Below are 16,095 nucleotides of genomic sequence, written 5' to 3' on the forward strand. Positions count from 1 at the left end.
CAGGTGCAGGCGGGTAGGGGATACACTTTCGAGCAGTCTGCGAGATGGTGCCCTAAGAACTTAATCCGTGGGTGCATCTGAACAACGGGCGCGGCGATTTTGGCTGCCGCGCTCTCCCTGCGTCATGCTGTCACTGAACATCATTTTGAACATAGACTTCCGGTCGGACGTGCCCGATATGGGACGCCTCTTGAATGGAGGCTTCAATGAAGTACGTCACCGTCTCTAACCGCCCGAATAAGATTGCTACCGTCCATCTTGCGACCTGTGCCGACCTGGGCACCGACCCGTTGCTCAAATCCGCCAGTGCGGAGAGGCGGGGTTTCGATGACGGGCTGGAGGCGTTGACGTTCGCCCGAGATGAGCGCCCCAACAACTACGGCTTCTGTAACCACTGCCTCAGTCGGATGCGCTGGTTGAAGTAGCTGGGCTGTTGTCGTTCGAGGCCTCACTGGAGGCTGAGGATTCGAGGTAGGCGATGTACTTCAATTTGCAGACAGTGTCCGTCCTCAGGATGCTGTCGATGTTCTTGGGCTCGGCGTTCTAGAATTACGGTGACAGCACACAAGACTTTGCCCGGAGTTTGAGTGCACCGTAATCAGGGGACTTCACGGCATCAGTACGCTCGCAAGCCTAGGCGTCGCCGGTATGCTCGTCGCGCTTAAGCTGCTGCTGCTTGTACTCGGCTATAACTACCGGATCGTCGTTGCTGCCGCGAACTTTATGGTCATCGCCTGTGCCGCCATCGAGGCCCTTGGCCGCGGGGATGTGCTCCTTGAGATCAGTGACTGCCGGTCGGATGTACGGTTCGAGATATTTATCGAGAATTCCCTTGCCAGGATCATCCAGCTCTTTGGTCAACGCTTGCAGATAGGCGGTTTTGTCCGTCGAGGCCCAATCGACACTGAAGCCGGCACGCTGAGCCAGCACGGAGTGGACGACCATGATGGTGCGTCCATTGCCGTCCAGGAAGGGATGGCCATGGGCGAGGTAGCCCATAACTTCACCCGCTTTCCCTCGCATCGCTTTCGGGTCGTTGCCGAGCTTAAGCGCATGCTGGATTGCGTTCTGAATATACCTCGGATGGGCAAAGAGGACGCTCCCACGGCTTATCGCAATTTTGGGCGCTGTTTGGCTGCGATCCTGTCCGGCCCACGGATACATTGCTTCGAACAGTATCTTGTGCGTGCTGAGCACGTCGGAGTAGGTGAGGGCCTTCTTGTTCTTTAGCGCTTCGAAAGCGTCGTCGATCCCGGTTGTAAAGGAGGCGTGCTCCAGCCGCCTCACAATGGCAGGGTCTTTCTCTTGGGCTATATTCCTTAGATACCCGCGCGATTCAAAGTCGCCGAACGGATCGAATGTCACGGCTTGGCTTCGTGCAGGTAGCGAGCCTGGAGCTCGATCATCTCTGTGCGTGTAATGTGTTTGGCTCGCTGCAAACCGATAAGCAATTGCTCAATCTCGTCGAGTTCAACCATATCCCCCGCCAGGCGGGAAATATGATGCGCCAGGCGATCATTTGGACCCTCCGTGTAGGACACGTGGAACGTCCGGGCCAGGGACCGTATGTGCTCTGCGGTCGAAGAGGGAGTTAGCTTAGCCATATCAATAATATAGCACTTTTTGACTGAAATTCCATTAACGAATAGGGGCCAGAAATCAGTGGGTTGTAGGGCAGTTTTCCTGTCCTGCACGGTGCCCCTGAGGACGGTAGCTTCTTATGACTTAGTGCAGCGACATCCGGTGGGGAGACGTCCATCCCCGCTTTCCGGTTAGATCACTTCATCCCCTCCAGCAAGCTCCGCGCCTCACCCAACAACGCCCGTATCTGCCTTCGCTCCGCGATCGCATCTCTGGTGAACAAGCCGTGCTTGCGCGCGTTCTGGTTTGCCGTTGGCGCGCCGGATCGCGGTGCGCCGCCGTGCATGCGGCAGCGCTTCTTGCCATGCACCGCCGGTGAGCGGCACGCGGCGCCGCGACGGGTCTTGGCGCCGCAACGCGGGCTCGCCAGCATCGGGCCGGTGTTTCTGATGTGATCGCTCATGCCTGTGCTTTTCGCCTGGCCTCAGCGCAATCGCGTCCTCGCCTGGAGCGGGCGACGTTCGGCGCCTTCCGTGCCGCGCATGCCGGGTTGTTGTCGGGAACGATCACGCTCGCATGCTGCGTGACGTTGCCGACAATGGCCTTGCCGCCATCCCCTACCGACACGTTCTGCACGGTGATGGCGGGCTCGCCATGGCTCCGATAGCGGTTGAGCGCATCCATCTGGGCGGGAAACGTGCGGGCGAGCCTGCCCAATGCCCGCGCGGCACTGTCGTGCTGAGCGAGGTCTTTCGCATTCGCAAGGTGATGGGCGCATCGCATCGCCATGAGATGAACCGAAACCATCTGCGCCACCAGCATGGCCTCGACGGAATCCCTGGGCTTGATGCTCTTCACCATCGAAATCGTGAAAGAGAGGTTGACCTCGTCGGGACGCCCGCCGTTCACACTGGCCTTGACCAGTTGTCCGAGAATGCCATCCATCGCTTCGCGATCGGCGACGCCCAGCGCGTTCGCCATCAGCCGTTCGCCGAGCTCCGGATCCGGATGGTCGATGCAGAATCCGTGTGACAGAAGCTTGATCCGCGGGGCTGCGGCAGCTTTGGCCGGGTCGGTTGCGGCAATTGCCGTGGACGTAGTGATGTCCGGAGCTGTGTCCATGTCTGATGTCCCTGGCAGGCGCGCGAGGGAAGCGCGCGGTTCGGCCACGCGCAGGCGATCGTTCGCCGCGGCGAGGCGCTGCAGTTTCAACGGTGGGGGATGAGTTGAGCCGCAATCGCAACCGGCGCGCCCGTAGGGTAGCGGAGCGGCGGGCGTTTACAGCCATTACGGGATGGTGAAGGAATGCCCGTGATTTGCCCGACGCGTCAAGTTGCCGTTCTTATGGCGGCGCTCGCCGGCTACTTTGCATGGGGTTGTTTTTCGAGTTTTTGACAGCGCGCACCCCTTCGAAGCCAGGGTAATCGCATTTGAAAAAAAACGGCGGTCTCTTTGCGGCCATCCTTCGAGACGCCCGCCTTTGGCGGGCTCCTCAGGGGGTGTGAATCTTTTGAGGTTGCGAGGTTTCAACCCTCATGGTGAGGAGCGCCGAAGGCGCGTCTCGAACCATGAGGCCCGGACCCGGGCCTTCATCCTTCGAGACGCTTGCTTCGCAAGCTCCTCAGGATGAGGAACGACTCGCGCCTCATCAGGATGAGGTCTTGTTCGCGGCGAAATCCTGGACCCTCATGGTGAGGAGCGCCGCTTGCGGCGCGTCTCGAACCATGAGGCCGAGCACGTTCGCAGCTATCAAAGAGCCATATGCGATTGCCCTGCCTTCGAAGGGGCGCGGCCGGGCTTCCACTTGCCGCCCACATGGACTAAGAGACCGCAACCCTTCTTTCCCCCCCCCAAAAAATGACCGCATGATCCGTCTCGATAACGTCAGCAAGCAAGCCGGCCACCAGATCCTCTTCATTGAAGCTTCCGCAGCGCTCAACAAGGGTGAGAAAATCGGCCTCGTCGGCCCCAACGGCGCCGGCAAGACCACGCTGTTCCGGATGATTTCCGGTCAGGAACTGCCCGACGAAGGGCAGGTCGCGATCGACCGCGGCATCACCATCGGCTATTTCAGCCAGGATGTTGGCGAGATGTCCGGCCGGAGCGCCGTGGCCGAGGTGATGGATGGCGCCGGTCCGGTCAGCGTTGTCGCGGCCGAGCTCCGGGAGCTCGAGGTCGCGATGGCCGATCCGGATCGCGCCGACGAGATGGAGGAGATCATCGCGCGTTACGGCGAGGTGCAGCATCGCTTCGAGGAGCTCGACGGCTATGCGCTCGACGGCCGGGCGCGCGAGGCGCTGTCAGGCCTCGGGTTCAGCCAGGAGATGATGGAGGGCGACGTCGGCGCGCTCTCGGGGGGGTGGAAAATGCGCGTGGCACTGGCGCGTATCCTCCTGATGCGCCCCGATGTCATGCTGCTGGACGAGCCGAGCAACCATCTTGATCTCGAAAGCCTCATCTGGCTCGAACATTTCCTCCGGGACTATGAAGGCGCGCTGTTGATGACGTCGCACGATCGCGAGTTCATCAACCGCGTGATCGACAAGGTCATCGAGATCGACGCGGGCTCGCTGACCACCTATTCCGGCGACTACGAGTTCTACGAGCAGCAGCGTGCGCTGAACGAGAAGCAGCAGCAGGCCCAGTTCGAGCGTCAGCAGGCCATGCTGGCCAAGGAGATCAAGTTCATCGAGCGCTTCAAGGCGCGGGCTTCGCACGCGGCCCAGGTGCAGAGCCGGGTGAAGAAGCTCGACAAGATCGAACGTGTCGAGCCGCCTCGGCGCCGCCAGACGGTCGCATTCGATTTTCTGCCGGCACCGCGCTCGGGCGAAGACGTCGTCGCCCTGAAGAACGTCCACAAGGGCTATGGCAGCAAGCGAATCTATGACGGGCTCGATTTCATGATTCGCCGCCGCGAGCGCTGGTGCGTGATGGGCGTCAATGGCGCCGGCAAATCGACGCTGCTCAAGCTGGTGGCCGGCGCGAGCGAACCCGACCAGGGCACGGTGGCGCTCGGCGGCAGCGTCAAGATGGGCTATTTCGCCCAGCACGCGATGGATCTGCTCGATGGCGACCGCACCGTCTTCCAGTCACTGGAAGACGCGTTTCCGACGGCCGGACAGGGCTCGCTGCGCGCGCTTGCCGGCTGTTTCGGCTTCTCCGGCGACGACGTCGAGAAGCGATGCCGGGTGCTGTCGGGCGGCGAGAAGGCGCGGTTTGTAATGGCGAAGATGCTCTACGATCCCCCGAACTTCCTGGTGCTGGACGAGCCGACCAACCATCTGGATCTCGCCACCAAGGAGATGCTGATCTCGGCGCTGTCGGATTTCGAAGGCACCATGCTGTTCGTCTCGCACGACCGCCATTTCCTCGCGACCCTGTCCAACCGGTTGCTCGAGCTGACGCCGGACGGCATCCACCAATATGGCGGCGGCTACACCGAATATGTCGAGCGCACGGGGCAGGAAGCACCGGGGTTGCGGAGCTAGTCTTTCCTCTTGCCGGCGAGCTATTTCAAGCGGCACTAAGGCGCGATGCACGCCGCGGCGAGATTGGGCGAAACCCGAACGGCGTTCCGTCGTTAATCCCTCCCGGGACCGTCATGATTTTGTGACAGTCGGGAGCTAAGAATCTAGACGCGCTGGCCCGCCAGCATGAAATTTCCGCCGTTGTTCCGGCCCATGGCGGGTCGACAACGCGATTGAACGGTCCTGGTCGGATGTACACCAGGGCCGTTCGCTTTTCAGAGGCAACTGGCTGAACGCCTTTTTCCGGCGCGTCTGGGCCATTCGGCGCTGACAGCTTGTGCATGCACCCGCACACCCGGCCGGGGGCGCGGGCGTGCAGGTCTTGTCTGACCGCGTTTTCAGTAAGCGGCGAGGCGCGAACTCATGCGCCTTTTTCGCACTTCTTCATGAAGCTGGTCTTGGCAGCGCCGGCGAGCGCCTTGCCGTCCGAGCCAACCGCCTTGGCCGCGCAGGTATCTGTCTGGCACTTCTTCATGAAGGAGGTTTTTGCGGCTCCCGCGAGCGGCTTGCCATCCTTGCCGATGGCTTTGCTTTCGCAGGAGGCGTCTTGGGCGAAGGCCGAGCCCGCGGCAAAGGTCGCGACTATGGCAGCCAAAAAGATGCGTTTCATCATAAGGTGTCTCCCCAAAAGAATAACCGGATTGGAACTCGAATTTGTGCGCCGATCAAGGAGGATCGGAGGCAGGGGTGTGGCTCGCTTCAGTTATTAAGCTTCGATGATGCGGCGCCGAAGAAGCGACCCCGGGCGACTCACCGGACGCTCTGTCTGGCCGGCCATAACCAGGACTCCGGCCTTGTTGCACTGCGCGCTGACGGGGAGAGGCGAACTTGCTAGACTTGTAACAGTTCGCAAGACGGAGCCTCATGATGGACGTCGTGAACCGGGAAAATATGCAAGCCGCCGATGGGCATTCGCATCTCGTCCGGCCGCAGAGCATGGAATGGCAGCCGACCCGCTTTCCAGGCTGCGAGGCGAAGACGCTGCTGTTCGACCGCTCAACCGGACTCATGACGGCCCTGATGCGCTTTGCGCCGGGGGCGGTGCTGCCCGACCACGAGCACGTCAATATCGAGCAGACCTACGTCCTGGAAGGCAGCCTGGTCGACCGCGACGGTCCGGCAAGAGGCATCGAATGCAAGGCCGGCGAATTCATCTGGCGCGAAGCGGGAAGCCGGCATGCCGCATGGTGCCCCAACGGCGCGCTGATTCTTGCGATCTTCCAGGTGCCGAACAAGTTCTTCGAAGCCGATGGCCGAGTCGTCGACGCTTCCGGCCAGGATTGGGACGAGGCCTGGGGCCACACGGAGGCGCAGCGAAGCCGAAACGCGCAGTCGCGTTAGGGGCTAACGCCGCGATCGAGCAGGGATTTGAACTCGGCACGCGCGCGCTGCGCCTCTTGCCGTGCCGCGTCGCTGGCTTCGCCCATGCCGAAATAGCCGTGGATGAGGCCCGGGCCTTCATGGTGCTTCACCCGCACACCCGCCGCCTTGAGCGCTTCCGCATAGGCCGCGCCTTCATCGCGCAAGGGATCGAACCAGGCCGTGCAGACCACTGCGGGGGCTATCCCCGCAAGGCTCTTGGCCCGCAGCGGCGAAACGCGCCAGTCGGAGCCGTGAGCAATGTCCTCAAGATAGTGCCCGACGAACCATTCCATCACCGCGCGCGACAGGAAGTAGCCTTCGGCGTTCTGCGCGCGCGACGGAAAGCGAGCATTCTCGCGCGGGTCAATGTAATTGCCGAACACGTCGGTCACGGGATAGACCAGCAACTGACCGGCCAGGTTGATGCCGTCGTCGCGGCACGCAATCGCGGTTGCCGCCGCGAGATTACCGCCGGCGCTGTCGCCGGCAACACCAAGGCGGGATGCATCGCCGCCGAACGCACCAATGCGCTCACGGATATCACGTAGCGCAGCATAAGCGTCCTCGAACGCGCCGGGAAAGCGCGTTTCCGGCGGTCGCCGGTAGTCGACTGAAACGACCACAGCCCCGGTCTCGATTGCGAGCCAGCGTGCCTGCCGGTCGTGCGTTTCGAGATCGCCTGCGACCCAGCCGCCGCCATGGAAGAATACTATAGTCGGCGATGCGCTTGAGCCCATACGATAAACCCGCGCGGCAAGCGGGCTGGCCGCCCCCTTCACCTCGATGTTGTCCACGCTTGTCACAGGCGGAGGCGGTACCGCAGCGCGGGACGCGGCGAGCGCCCGTAACGCGTCGCGGGCGCTTTGAGGCGTCATCGTTGGGGGATCGCGGAGGGGGAGCAGCGGAATGATCTGGGCGATGACGGGATCGAGCTGCGCGACCATGCAAATTCCCCTGACGGCTTTTCGGGCAACATAGAATTCGCTTCCGCCGCGGGCAACGGGCGGGCCCGTCATGGCAGGGCAGCATTGGTCAAGGGAAACGCGAAGCCGGTTGACTGCCGGATTTCGTGACTTGCGATTAGCTAGCATTATCTGGAACAATCGACCGAGGAAAAGGTTTGTTGCTGACGCGAGGGACCTTGCATGCGGCGGTTGGCGAATCTGGTTCGACAGTTCTTCGGGCAGCCGCGCTTGCGGTACCGATTCCCTGACGATCCGACCTTGCCTTTCACGTCGGAGGAGTTTGGCCGTCTTATCCGCAGCGGCAAGAAGGAAGACATGAAGGCGCTCGCCGAGGGCCTTGCCTGCCAACCCGCTCCCGGACACACAAGGGATCGGGCTGCGCCCTGAGCTTCTTGCCTTGCGTCCTCTTCATCTGCTGAGGGCGACCTCCCGGAACGCCGCCACCAGCGGCTTTTCGAGCTTTCCATGCATCGAGCAAAGGACCTCGTAGGCCTGTCCGCGAGGCATGCTCCGCTTGTAGGGTCGACATTCGATCAGCGCCGCGAAAATGTCCGAAATCGTCAGCATCCGCACGACGTCGCTCAGGCTCTCCGCGCACAGCGCGTCCGGATAACCGCTTCCATCGAGATATTCGTGATGGTGCCGGACCGCGTCGAGAATCTCCGGAGAGATATTGCCCTGGTCTCTCAGCACGTCATAGCCTACGACCGGATGGGTTTCGATCAACGCACGTTCGGCGGCATCGAGGCGCCCAGGCTTGTCGAGCACTGCGAGCGGGATCCTGGCCTTGCCAATGTCGTGAAATATCGCGGCTGAATACAGCCTCTCAAGGTCATCTCGCGCAACGCCAAGGCTCAAGCCGAAATCGATCGCGACGCCCGTGACCAAAAGGCAATGCTGGTAAGTACCCTCGTGATGCCGCCGCACTGTCGCAAGCCAATCGGATAGCCCGCGCTCGCTGATGTGATCGGCGATCCTGCTGCCGGCTTCTTTCGCACCGGCCACATCGATTGTCGTGCCGCCGACGGCAGCCGTGAACATCGAGGCAATCGCGGTGGCGGCAGTGGCCATCGGCTCGTCTTCTTCGGCCGCCTCTGCGGGGCAGGTGGTGTCGGACGGAAGGTCGTCGGCAAGTGCGGCCAGCAATCTCGGCCGGTTCACTGGTCCCGTCAGCACAACCGTGGCGCCAAGCGCATGGGCTTGAGAGACGCCCAAATGGGTTGCCTGCTCGACCAGGAATATGCGCCTCTTGGCGCCCTCTAAAGCAGCGAGCGCTTTCTTCAGAACCGGAATGATCTCGATGACACGAAGATCCGCCCTGACAACCACGGCATCGAACCGGTCGGGGCGGAGGCTTGTGCGCCCGAGCAGCTCGGAGCTGATGTCGTGTTTCCGTTCGAGAATGGTCCGAACGCCAGAGAGCCTGGCGGAACTGTCAGCCAGTACATGCACGAACATGAGCGCTGGTTCCCATTTTCCGTGGCTGCGGCAAACCGCGGCCCGGATTGCTGTGGTTGGCGTTCTGCACGGCCTTCAAGGACTGCTAATCGGTTGCTGGAAAATGCGTTGATCTCACTTGAACGCTGCTGACTTGGGCACCGCGATGACATTCCTTTTTCTCGATCCCGAGCTGATGAATTTCACCCCGACCAGCATGCCCTCCACCCAGACCAGTTCGCAGCGTCTGAACGCGAGACCGGTGGAGGAAAGCACCAGAAAGAATTCTCGTGCCTGCAGCACATCGATGGATCCTTCGACCTCGAGCCTGGCACCGGTTGCGGAAACGTCCATGAGAAGGCACTGCCGACGCCAGGTGCCATCGACACCCATCAGGTTGACGACACACTTGTGCTCGAAGCGAACACGATACGCTTTGCGGCTGTTCCATTTCATCAAGGTGCCCCATCCTTGGCGCGCCGGTTTTGGGTAGACACCGGGCTGCTTCGCGTGCGGGGACAGCCGCGGCGCGGGTCAGCTTGGCTGACGAACGGCCGGGTGCGGCGCGGATGCGGGAGAGGAAGAGGAGAGCAATAACCGCGGCCCGAATAGCCGCAGTGCGCGGGCGCGCCTGCCCGAAGGGCATGGTCCGGTCCGACAACGTGATCTGCGGGCGCGATGAAGCTCATTGCGGGCGCGGGCCAGGTCTGTGGTGAAACAATCCTTCAGATTGCGATTTACTCGCATCTGGTTAATATGGTTGTAAGACTCGGGGATAGAGGTAGGATTATAGGGCGTCTACCTAGCGCAAAACGATATCGAAATTCGGCAGACACGCGATGGTCGAACTGTCCTCAGGACAGTACGGCCAACTGATGGAATCGGGGGACTGAAGCTGCGGGGCGCAGCTGGCACCTAGCCGTTATTCCAGCTTTTCAAGGCGGCGCGCCGGCGATGCATGTTTCTTCAAAAGCTCTTCGATGAATGAGAATGAGGGGACGCCAACGCTGGCGCCGAGGACTTTTCGTTTTACGGATATCGATGAGTTTCGCAGCTCGATCCGGCAACTGACGGTGGACTTCACGCCGCTCGTCCGCACGATCAAGGCCGAGCAGACGATCCTGAATCTGCCCGGCTGCGACGTCAATTTGATCAAGTCCTTCCCGCGTATCGTCGATGCGCAGCTTGCGCCGAATTGCACGGTGGTCGGATTTGGGATGGACGATCAACACGCGCCGATCCGGTTCAATGGGGTCGAAACGGATCGTTCGGTGATCGTGCTGGGCAGCGATGGGGCTGGCTACAGCCTGGTCGAGCAGGCCGAGCGCCAATGTGCATCGGTGGTGTTCACGCCCGCCGTTCGGGGTCGCGGCTGGCCTGAGACAGGCCCGTCCTTCAGGATGTTCGAAACCAGCGCGTCTGCCCGCCTTCGGCTGCGCGGGCTGGTCAGAGAGGTATTGTCCTTCGCTGCGAGTGATACCCTGCATCCGGGCGTAAGCTCGGCCGCCATCCGGGAATCCTTTCTAGGTGCGGTTGATGCCGCACTTGACGACGTGGTGGCCGCGCGTTGGACCGCGCGCGCCAATTCGGTGCGGCACTTCAAGATCTTTCACGACATCAGGGCTGTTCTATCCGATGATCTCAGCCGTCCGGTCTACAGCGAGGAACTGGCGAAGAAAGTCGGTGTTTCGGTTCGTACCGTGCATGACGTCGTGAAGCGATATCGCGGCATGAGCCTGCACCGCTATCTGCGGCTGAGGCGCTTGTGGCTCGTGCGCAAGCGGCTGCTCCTTGGAGCCGAAAGCGTCAAGGCCGTGGCGCTTGCCTATGGGTTCTGGCACCTCAGCGACTTTTCCAGGAGCTACCGCCTTCATTTCGGCGAAACTCCGTCTGAAACGGTAGAACGCGCCCGCAACGCGTAAGACGGCCGCGACGATGGCTTCCGTGCTGGAGTGCAACGGCCATGAGCAACCGCATCCTCGTGTTCTACGGGTCTTATCGCTCCGACCGGATGGGTATCCGTCTGGCCGATTTCGTCGTCGAGGGCCTGCGTGCCCGTGGCGATGATGTCGAACTGATTGACGCCAAGGCGGTCGGCCTGCCGATGCTGGACCGCATGTACAAGGAATATCCGAAGGGTCAGGCGCCGGAGGCGCTCGAAAAGCTCGCCGGGGAGATCCGCGACGCGGACGGATTTGTCTTCATCACCGGCGAGTATAATTGGGGCGTGCAGCCCGGCCTGAAGAACCTCACCGATCATTTTCTCGAAGAGTGGTTCTGGCGTCCGGCGGCGATTGCGAGCTACTCGGCGGGCCGTTTCTCGGGGGCGCGCGCGGCGACCGCCTGGCACGGCACGCTTTCGGAGATGGGCATGGTGGTGGTGTCGAGCACCATCGCTGTCGGGCCGATTGCCCAATCGCTTTCGCCGGAAGGCAGGCCGATCGGCGAGGGAGGCAAGGCCCTGGAGCGGGCTTTCCCTCGATTCGCCGATGACCTCACGTGGTGGGTGGAGGCGGCGAGGGTGCAGCGCCAGCGCAGGCAGCCGCCCTATTGAAGGTCGAAGCAGGCTGGAGGATTCTGCCAGACCGGAAACCTAGCGGGCGCTTCGCTCCAATCCGGCGAGAATCATCAAGGTCGCCCTGTCCTTTCCATCCGGAAAATACTTTGCGATGGCTTGGCCAAACATCGGGTTGTCGGACACGGCATCGAACAGCGTCATGGACGAGCGGAACTTGATGTCGTCCGGCGCACCGAGGATCTGGTTGATGGTCCGGTTCCGCACCGCAAGGGTCAGCCCGGTGCATTCGATCAGACGCGGGCCAAGGAGGTCGTGTGCAAGATAGGCGCTGGCTTCCGCGGAGGATGTGATCGCGAAGCGTTGTGCCATTGCGCTGAAGCCCAGCCCAACGATCTGTGGAAAGATGAACCACATCCAATGGCTCTGCTTGCGCCCCTGCGAAAGCTCGGCGACGACTTGCGGATAGACCGTCTCCTGGGCGTCAACGAAGCGTCTGAGATTGTACGGATCTGGCATCGACGAGTTCCCCTCGCTGTCTCGATTATGCCTCAGTTTTGGCCCCCACTCCCGCAGCTGGTAAAGATTCTCCGCGGGTTTGGGTGTGCTCAAAGGGGATGGAACTGGGGATTGGATGCTTTCCGAAGCGGCGAGAGTTGACGGGCTGTTGTCGCAGCATCGCATGGGGCGATCGGAGGCGATCGTGCTGGTGTTGGCTGCGCTCGCCTTGGCGACCGGGGCCGCGGCCTGGATCACCGACGCCGATCAAGCGGCAGCTCTCACGAGCGCTGCGCTGCCCAGGACTTCCGACCGCGCCTCGTTCGAAGATCGCTTTATTCCCGTGTCAACACCTGAATCGGTCGTTGCCAATTCGAGTTCGGAGACGCTCGGCGTCTCCGCTTTGGCGTTGCGAGAGACAATGCTGCGCGGTGCCAAGGATGAACTTGCCCTGCAAATGACGTCGGGCGATTGGCGTTCGGCCATCGATGACGAGCCAAGACCGGCGCCAGTCGTCGCCGTTCCGCTGCCGAGATCGCGCCCGGCGGCCGCGGACCAGGTTGGGCGCAGCACGTCCGCTATCGCCGATGCCACGCCGTCGCCGGACAACCGGACGCTGCTGCAGAAGCTCTCCGAGTTTTTGCCGGGCAGGATCAAGTTGGCATCGCTGACACCGGACAGCGGACTGTTCCAGAAAAGCCCGGACCTTGCCGCGCTCGGCTACGACCGCCAGACGGCCGTCTATGACATCACCGCGCGCGCCGTTTATCTGCCGAGCGGCCTCAGGCTCGAGGCACATTCAGGCTTGGGCAGCCTGAAGGATGATCCTGAAAACGTTCACCAGCCGAATGTTGGGGCGACTCCGCCCGCCACCTATGATCTGAGGCCGCGTGAGCGGCTGTTTCACGGCGTTCGCGCGCTACGCATGATGCCGGTCGAAGGCAGCAATACGCTCGGACGTTCCGGGCTGCTCACGCACAGCTACTTGCTCGGACCGAACGGCGATTCGAACGGCTGTGTCTCGATCAAGAACTATGAGCAATTCCTGAAGGCATTTGACGACGGGGAGATCAGCCGCATCGTGGTCGTTCCGAGCCTGAGCGGGACGGCATCGGCCTCGCAGCGTCCGGCCTCCGAGTCCTGACGCCGCCGGGACGCTCAGGCGTTCGGGTTGGTCAAGGCGCCTTCGTCCAGAACCAGCTGATGAGTGAAGCATTGAGTTCTGAAACACCGCTGCGTACGACGTTCAACATCAAGCTGAACGGCCAGCCCGTGTCCATTGCCACCGTCGGTCAGGCCCATCAGTTTCTCACCAACTACAACTCGATCGAGTGGATGGAATTCCGCTCGCTGCATGATGCCGCCGTGACTGCCCTGGAGCGCGCGGCCGACAATGCAATGATGACGGTGCAGGCGACCGATGCCGTTCGCGCGTTGTTCGTCAGCGCGAAGCTGCTCTGATGGCAATTTGCTCTTCGTTCATCACGGAGTCTGGTTCCATGGAGTCTGGTTCGACTTTCTTGCGGAACCTTGATCCACGATACTCGGAATGCGTCGTATTATTTGAACCTTTAACCTTTCGTTAACCGGTATCGCCCAGACCATTAATACTTCAATAACCAGGGCGAATCGGTATTCCCATGCAGGCAAGAGCGGCTTCCCAGCGCCAGATGTTGCGCCTTCGCGGTCGCTCCTATGTCGCCTTCGTATTCTGCCCGACGGTCCCAATCGTGAACTGGCTCGCGGAGATCGATGCGACGATCGCGCGGTCGCCTGGCTTCTTTGCCGGAAAGCCGGTTGTCATCGACCTGTCGTCGGTCGATCTGAGCCAGTCCGGCATTGCGCATCTGCTGACCAGCCTGCGGGAACGGCAAATCCGGGTGCTCGGGATCGAAGGCGTGGATGAAAGCCGCCTGACGGTGGACATGCCACCGCTGCTCTCGGGTGGGCGCCACTTCCACGTCGAGCCATACGCACCCATCCAGCCGAAGAAGCAGGAAGCCAAACAACCGACGTCGCTGATTCTGGAAAACCCCGTTCGCTCGGGCCAGACGGTGATCTTCCCCGACGGAGACGTGACAATCCTCGGCTCGGTCGGCTCGGGGGCGGAGATCGTCGCCGGCGGATCCATCCATGTTTACGGCGCATTGCGGGGGCGCGCCATGGCGGGCGTGAACGGCAATTCGGCGGCGCGAATCTATTGCCAGAAGATCGAGGCCGAACTGCTTGCGATCGACGGCTTCTACCAGACCGCGGAGGACATCGACGTCTGCCTGCGCAGCAAGCCGGCCCAGGCCTGGCTGCAGGGGGACCTAATGAAGATTACAGCGTTGAATTAGTCGGCAGAGGAGGCGATATGGCCAAAGTTCTGGTGGTGACCTCAGGCAAGGGAGGTGTCGGCAAGACAACGACCACGGCGGCGCTCGGAGCGGCGCTGGCGCAAGCCGGCGGGAAGGTAGTGGTGGTCGATTTCGACGTCGGCCTGCGCAACCTCGACCTCATCATGGGGGCGGAGCGGCGCGTGGTGTTCGACCTCATCAATGTGGTGCAGGGCGTGGCAAAGCTGCCGCAGGCTCTGATCCGCGACAAGCGGCTTGATAATCTTTGGTTGCTCCCGGCTTCGCAGACGAGGGACAAGGATGCGCTGACCGAACAAGGCGTCGGCAACGTCATCGCGGACTTGCGCTCGCGCTTCGACTGGATCATTTGCGACAGCCCCGCCGGCATCGAGCGCGGCGCCACCATGGCGATGCGCTATGCGGACGAGGCTGTCATTGTCACCAATCCCGAAGTTTCCTCGGTCCGCGACTCCGATCGTATCATCGGCATGCTCGATTCCAAGACGGCGAAAGCCGAACGAGGGGAGCAGGTTGCAAAGCACATTCTCATTACGCGCTATGATCCGTCACGCGCTGCGCGCGGTGAGATGCTGAGCATCACCGATATTCTCGAAATCCTGGCGATACCGCTGCTCGGCATCATCCCGGAAAGCCAGGACGTGCTGAAGGCATCCAACGTCGGTACGCCAGTTACGCTCGCCTCGACGGAAGGAGCGCCGGCCCGTGCCTATATCGACGCGGCACGGCGCCTGCGCGGCGAAAGCGTTCCGATGACGGTGCCAGCAGAACGCAAGGGATTCATGGATCGCCTGTTGCGACGGAGGGCGGCATGAGCATGGGCCTGCTGCGGCTACTGAGAGGTCGGACGGGATCGGCTCCCGTCGCGCGCGAACGACTGCAGATCCTGCTCGCGCATGAACGGGGCATGGGCGGCCAGTCCGATCTGTTGAGTGTGCTGCGCGAAGAAATCCTCGCAGTCGTCTCCAAACACGTTATGCTCGACCCCGATAAGGTCATCGTCCGCATGGACAGGGGCGATGAAGTCTCCACGCTCGAAGTGGACATCGAGGTACCTAATGGCGTCGAGCGGAGAAGGGCTGCCGCAGGGTAAGCCAGCAGCGCGTGGTTTGGCTGCCGCTGCGTAAACTTCGTCGCGAATTCGAACTGCCCAATAAGGTCGGGCTTTGTTCGATTGAGCTATGTCATGGTGACCCGCGTCGAAACCTGATGAGTGTTTGCGACTCGTCGGATTCGGGAAGATCATCATGGCAAAGAAAAGTACCGTTCTTGGCCGCGTTCTCGCAAGCTTTCTGGCGGGCGCGGTCGCTCTCTCGCCTTCCTTATCGCTCGCCTGCACGCGGCTGGTCTATCTCGGCGACAACGGCAGGGTGATAACTGCGCGCTCGATGGATTGGAAAAGCGAGATGCCCACCAACCTCTGGATCTTTCCGAGGGGCATGACGCGCAGCGGCGAAGTCGGCCCTAACTCGCTGCAATGGAAATCCAAATACGGCAGCGTAATCGCCTCGGCTTACGAGGTTTCGACGGCCGATGGAATGAACGAGGCGGGGCTGGTCGCCAACGTCCTCTGGCTCGTTGAGTCGGAATATCCCAAGTTCGATTCCAGCCGACCGGGCCTGACCATTGCCGCCTGGGCGCAATACGTACTGGACAATTTCGCGACGGTTCAGGAAGCGGTCGACGTGCTGGAGAAGGATTCCTTCGCGATCGTCACCGACAACGTGCCGGGGCAGAAGCTGCTCGCCACGCTTCATCTGTCGATCTCGGACGCAACCGGCGACAGCGCGATCATCGAGTACATCAAGGGCAAGCCCGTGATCCACCACGATCGCAAATACCAGGTCATGACC

General features: G+C 61.6%; 20 protein-coding genes. 11 read left to right on the top strand and 9 right to left on the bottom strand.

The genetic code is table 11. The annotated features are described in order from the left end of the window. Positions 1-206 precede the first annotated feature (206 nt). Positions 207-425 carry a hypothetical protein gene (locus HY852_RS13815; protein ID WP_291605281.1) on the top strand — a complete coding sequence of 73 codons (219 nt, stop codon included), beginning with the start codon at positions 207-209 and terminating at the stop codon, positions 423-425. A gap of 208 nt (positions 426-633) precedes the next feature. Here HY852_RS13815 and HY852_RS13820 read toward each other — a convergent pair whose 3' ends face one another. The 4 genes from HY852_RS13820 to HY852_RS13835 all read right to left on the bottom strand — a co-directional run bounded on the left by HY852_RS13820 (position 634) and on the right by HY852_RS13835 (position 2,703). Then, complete coding sequence (locus HY852_RS13820) at positions 634-1,365, bottom strand: Fic family protein (RefSeq protein WP_291605282.1); 732 nt, start codon at positions 1,363-1,365, stop codon at positions 634-636. Beyond that, complete coding sequence (locus HY852_RS13825; protein ID WP_291605284.1) at positions 1,362-1,541, bottom strand: hypothetical protein; 180 nt, start codon at positions 1,539-1,541, stop codon at positions 1,362-1,364. Before HY852_RS13825 ends, HY852_RS13820 begins: the two co-directional genes overlap by 4 nt. Before the next feature lie 236 nt (positions 1,542-1,777). Then, positions 1,778-2,044, bottom strand: coding sequence for an HGGxSTG domain-containing protein (locus tag HY852_RS13830; protein ID WP_291605285.1), 267 nt, complete (start codon positions 2,042-2,044; stop codon positions 1,778-1,780). Then, positions 2,041-2,703 (bottom strand): hypothetical protein, encoded by a 663-nt coding sequence (locus tag HY852_RS13835; protein WP_291605286.1) that lies wholly within the window; start codon positions 2,701-2,703, stop codon positions 2,041-2,043. The genes HY852_RS13830 and HY852_RS13835 overlap by 4 nt, the downstream gene beginning before the upstream one ends. A 743-nt stretch (positions 2,704-3,446) precedes the next feature. Here HY852_RS13835 and HY852_RS13840 point away from each other — a divergent pair. Continuing rightward, positions 3,447-5,069 carry an ABC-F family ATP-binding cassette domain-containing protein gene (locus HY852_RS13840; protein WP_291605287.1) on the top strand — a complete coding sequence of 541 codons (1,623 nt, stop codon included), beginning with the start codon at positions 3,447-3,449 and terminating at the stop codon, positions 5,067-5,069. 400 nt (positions 5,070-5,469) lie between these two features. Here the strand turns inward: HY852_RS13840 and HY852_RS13845 are convergent, their stop codons facing one another. Continuing rightward, entirely contained in the window at positions 5,470-5,721 is a 252-nt protein-coding gene (locus HY852_RS13845; protein ID WP_291605289.1) for a hypothetical protein, read from the bottom strand. A 254-nt stretch (positions 5,722-5,975) separates the two neighbouring features. Between HY852_RS13845 and HY852_RS13850 the strand changes: the two genes are divergently transcribed. Further along, a complete protein-coding gene (locus HY852_RS13850) occupies positions 5,976-6,449 on the top strand; it encodes a cupin domain-containing protein (RefSeq protein WP_291605291.1) in 474 nt (157 codons plus the stop codon). On the opposite strand, the gene HY852_RS13855 is transcribed toward HY852_RS13850, so the two are convergent. The 3 genes from HY852_RS13855 to HY852_RS13865 all read right to left on the bottom strand — a co-directional run bounded on the left by HY852_RS13855 (position 6,446) and on the right by HY852_RS13865 (position 9,328). Further along, positions 6,446-7,414 carry an alpha/beta hydrolase gene (locus HY852_RS13855; RefSeq protein ID WP_291605292.1) on the bottom strand — a complete coding sequence of 323 codons (969 nt, stop codon included), beginning with the start codon at positions 7,412-7,414 and terminating at the stop codon, positions 6,446-6,448. The two genes, HY852_RS13850 and HY852_RS13855, sit on opposite strands and share 4 nt — an antisense overlap. 429 nt (positions 7,415-7,843) lie before the next feature. Beyond that, complete coding sequence (locus HY852_RS13860) at positions 7,844-8,893, bottom strand: HD domain-containing phosphohydrolase (RefSeq protein WP_291605293.1); 1,050 nt, start codon at positions 8,891-8,893, stop codon at positions 7,844-7,846. 114 nt (positions 8,894-9,007) lie between these two features. Continuing rightward, on the bottom strand, positions 9,008-9,328 hold the full coding sequence (locus HY852_RS13865; RefSeq protein ID WP_291605309.1) for a PilZ domain-containing protein: 321 nt from the start codon (positions 9,326-9,328) through the stop codon (positions 9,008-9,010). Between the two features lie 524 nt (positions 9,329-9,852). Here HY852_RS13865 and HY852_RS13870 point away from each other — a divergent pair. Both HY852_RS13870 and HY852_RS13875 read left to right on the top strand, forming a co-directional pair. Then, on the top strand, positions 9,853-10,794 hold the full coding sequence (locus HY852_RS13870) for an AraC family transcriptional regulator (RefSeq protein ID WP_291605294.1): 942 nt from the start codon (positions 9,853-9,855) through the stop codon (positions 10,792-10,794). A gap of 41 nt (positions 10,795-10,835) precedes the next feature. Further along, positions 10,836-11,426 (top strand): NADPH-dependent FMN reductase, encoded by a 591-nt coding sequence (locus HY852_RS13875; protein WP_291605295.1) that lies wholly within the window; start codon positions 10,836-10,838, stop codon positions 11,424-11,426. Positions 11,427-11,465: 39 nt separating this feature from the next. On the opposite strand, the gene HY852_RS13880 is transcribed toward HY852_RS13875, so the two are convergent. Next, complete coding sequence (locus HY852_RS13880) at positions 11,466-11,906, bottom strand: DUF1810 domain-containing protein (RefSeq protein WP_291605296.1); 441 nt, start codon at positions 11,904-11,906, stop codon at positions 11,466-11,468. A 115-nt stretch (positions 11,907-12,021) separates the two neighbouring features. Between HY852_RS13880 and HY852_RS13885 the strand changes: the two genes are divergently transcribed. From HY852_RS13885 to HY852_RS13910, 6 genes are all read left to right on the top strand, one after another. Beyond that, on the top strand, positions 12,022-13,029 hold the full coding sequence (locus HY852_RS13885; RefSeq protein ID WP_291605297.1) for a DUF2778 domain-containing protein: 1,008 nt from the start codon (positions 12,022-12,024) through the stop codon (positions 13,027-13,029). Between the two features lie 59 nt (positions 13,030-13,088). Beyond that, positions 13,089-13,346, top strand: coding sequence for a hypothetical protein (locus HY852_RS13890; RefSeq protein ID WP_291605299.1), 258 nt, complete (start codon positions 13,089-13,091; stop codon positions 13,344-13,346). A 179-nt stretch (positions 13,347-13,525) separates the two neighbouring features. Continuing rightward, entirely contained in the window at positions 13,526-14,224 is a 699-nt protein-coding gene (gene minC, locus HY852_RS13895) for a septum site-determining protein MinC (RefSeq protein ID WP_291605300.1), read from the top strand. Between the two features lie 17 nt (positions 14,225-14,241). Then, positions 14,242-15,057 carry a septum site-determining protein MinD gene (minD, locus tag HY852_RS13900; protein ID WP_291605301.1) on the top strand — a complete coding sequence of 272 codons (816 nt, stop codon included), beginning with the start codon at positions 14,242-14,244 and terminating at the stop codon, positions 15,055-15,057. Further along, a complete protein-coding gene (gene minE, locus HY852_RS13905) occupies positions 15,054-15,335 on the top strand; it encodes a cell division topological specificity factor MinE (protein WP_291605302.1) in 282 nt (93 codons plus the stop codon). Before minD ends, minE begins: the two co-directional genes overlap by 4 nt. Before the next feature lie 154 nt (positions 15,336-15,489). Continuing rightward, positions 15,490-16,095 (top strand): linear amide C-N hydrolase (locus tag HY852_RS13910; RefSeq protein WP_291605303.1); only part of this gene is annotated, 606 nt, incomplete at its 3' end.

This window comes from Bradyrhizobium sp., assembly GCF_016213215.1.
Taxonomy (GTDB): domain Bacteria; phylum Pseudomonadota; class Alphaproteobacteria; order Rhizobiales; family Xanthobacteraceae; genus Bradyrhizobium.

Coding starts and splice junctions, on each gene's coding strand:
- HY852_RS13870 (WP_291605294.1), top strand. CDS start 9,853: ATGAATGAGAATGAGGGGACGCCAACGCTGGCGCCGAGGACTTTTCGT.
- HY852_RS13890 (WP_291605299.1), top strand. CDS start 13,089: ATGAGTGAAGCATTGAGTTCTGAAACACCGCTGCGTACGACGTTCAAC.
- HY852_RS13815 (WP_291605281.1), top strand. CDS start 207: ATGAAGTACGTCACCGTCTCTAACCGCCCGAATAAGATTGCTACCGTC.
- HY852_RS13880 (WP_291605296.1), bottom strand. CDS start 11,906: ATGCCAGATCCGTACAATCTCAGACGCTTCGTTGACGCCCAGGAGACG.
- HY852_RS13835 (WP_291605286.1), bottom strand. CDS start 2,703: ATGGACACAGCTCCGGACATCACTACGTCCACGGCAATTGCCGCAACC.
- minC (WP_291605300.1), top strand. CDS start 13,526: ATGCAGGCAAGAGCGGCTTCCCAGCGCCAGATGTTGCGCCTTCGCGGT.
- HY852_RS13865 (WP_291605309.1), bottom strand. CDS start 9,328: ATGAAATGGAACAGCCGCAAAGCGTATCGTGTTCGCTTCGAGCACAAG.
- HY852_RS13850 (WP_291605291.1), top strand. CDS start 5,976: ATGGACGTCGTGAACCGGGAAAATATGCAAGCCGCCGATGGGCATTCG.
- HY852_RS13855 (WP_291605292.1), bottom strand. CDS start 7,414: ATGGTCGCGCAGCTCGATCCCGTCATCGCCCAGATCATTCCGCTGCTC.
- HY852_RS13830 (WP_291605285.1), bottom strand. CDS start 2,044: ATGAGCGATCACATCAGAAACACCGGCCCGATGCTGGCGAGCCCGCGT.
- HY852_RS13860 (WP_291605293.1), bottom strand. CDS start 8,893: ATGTTCGTGCATGTACTGGCTGACAGTTCCGCCAGGCTCTCTGGCGTT.
- minD (WP_291605301.1), top strand. CDS start 14,242: ATGGCCAAAGTTCTGGTGGTGACCTCAGGCAAGGGAGGTGTCGGCAAG.
- HY852_RS13885 (WP_291605297.1), top strand. CDS start 12,022: ATGCTTTCCGAAGCGGCGAGAGTTGACGGGCTGTTGTCGCAGCATCGC.
- HY852_RS13845 (WP_291605289.1), bottom strand. CDS start 5,721: ATGATGAAACGCATCTTTTTGGCTGCCATAGTCGCGACCTTTGCCGCG.
- HY852_RS13840 (WP_291605287.1), top strand. CDS start 3,447: ATGATCCGTCTCGATAACGTCAGCAAGCAAGCCGGCCACCAGATCCTC.
- minE (WP_291605302.1), top strand. CDS start 15,054: ATGAGCATGGGCCTGCTGCGGCTACTGAGAGGTCGGACGGGATCGGCT.
- HY852_RS13875 (WP_291605295.1), top strand. CDS start 10,836: ATGAGCAACCGCATCCTCGTGTTCTACGGGTCTTATCGCTCCGACCGG.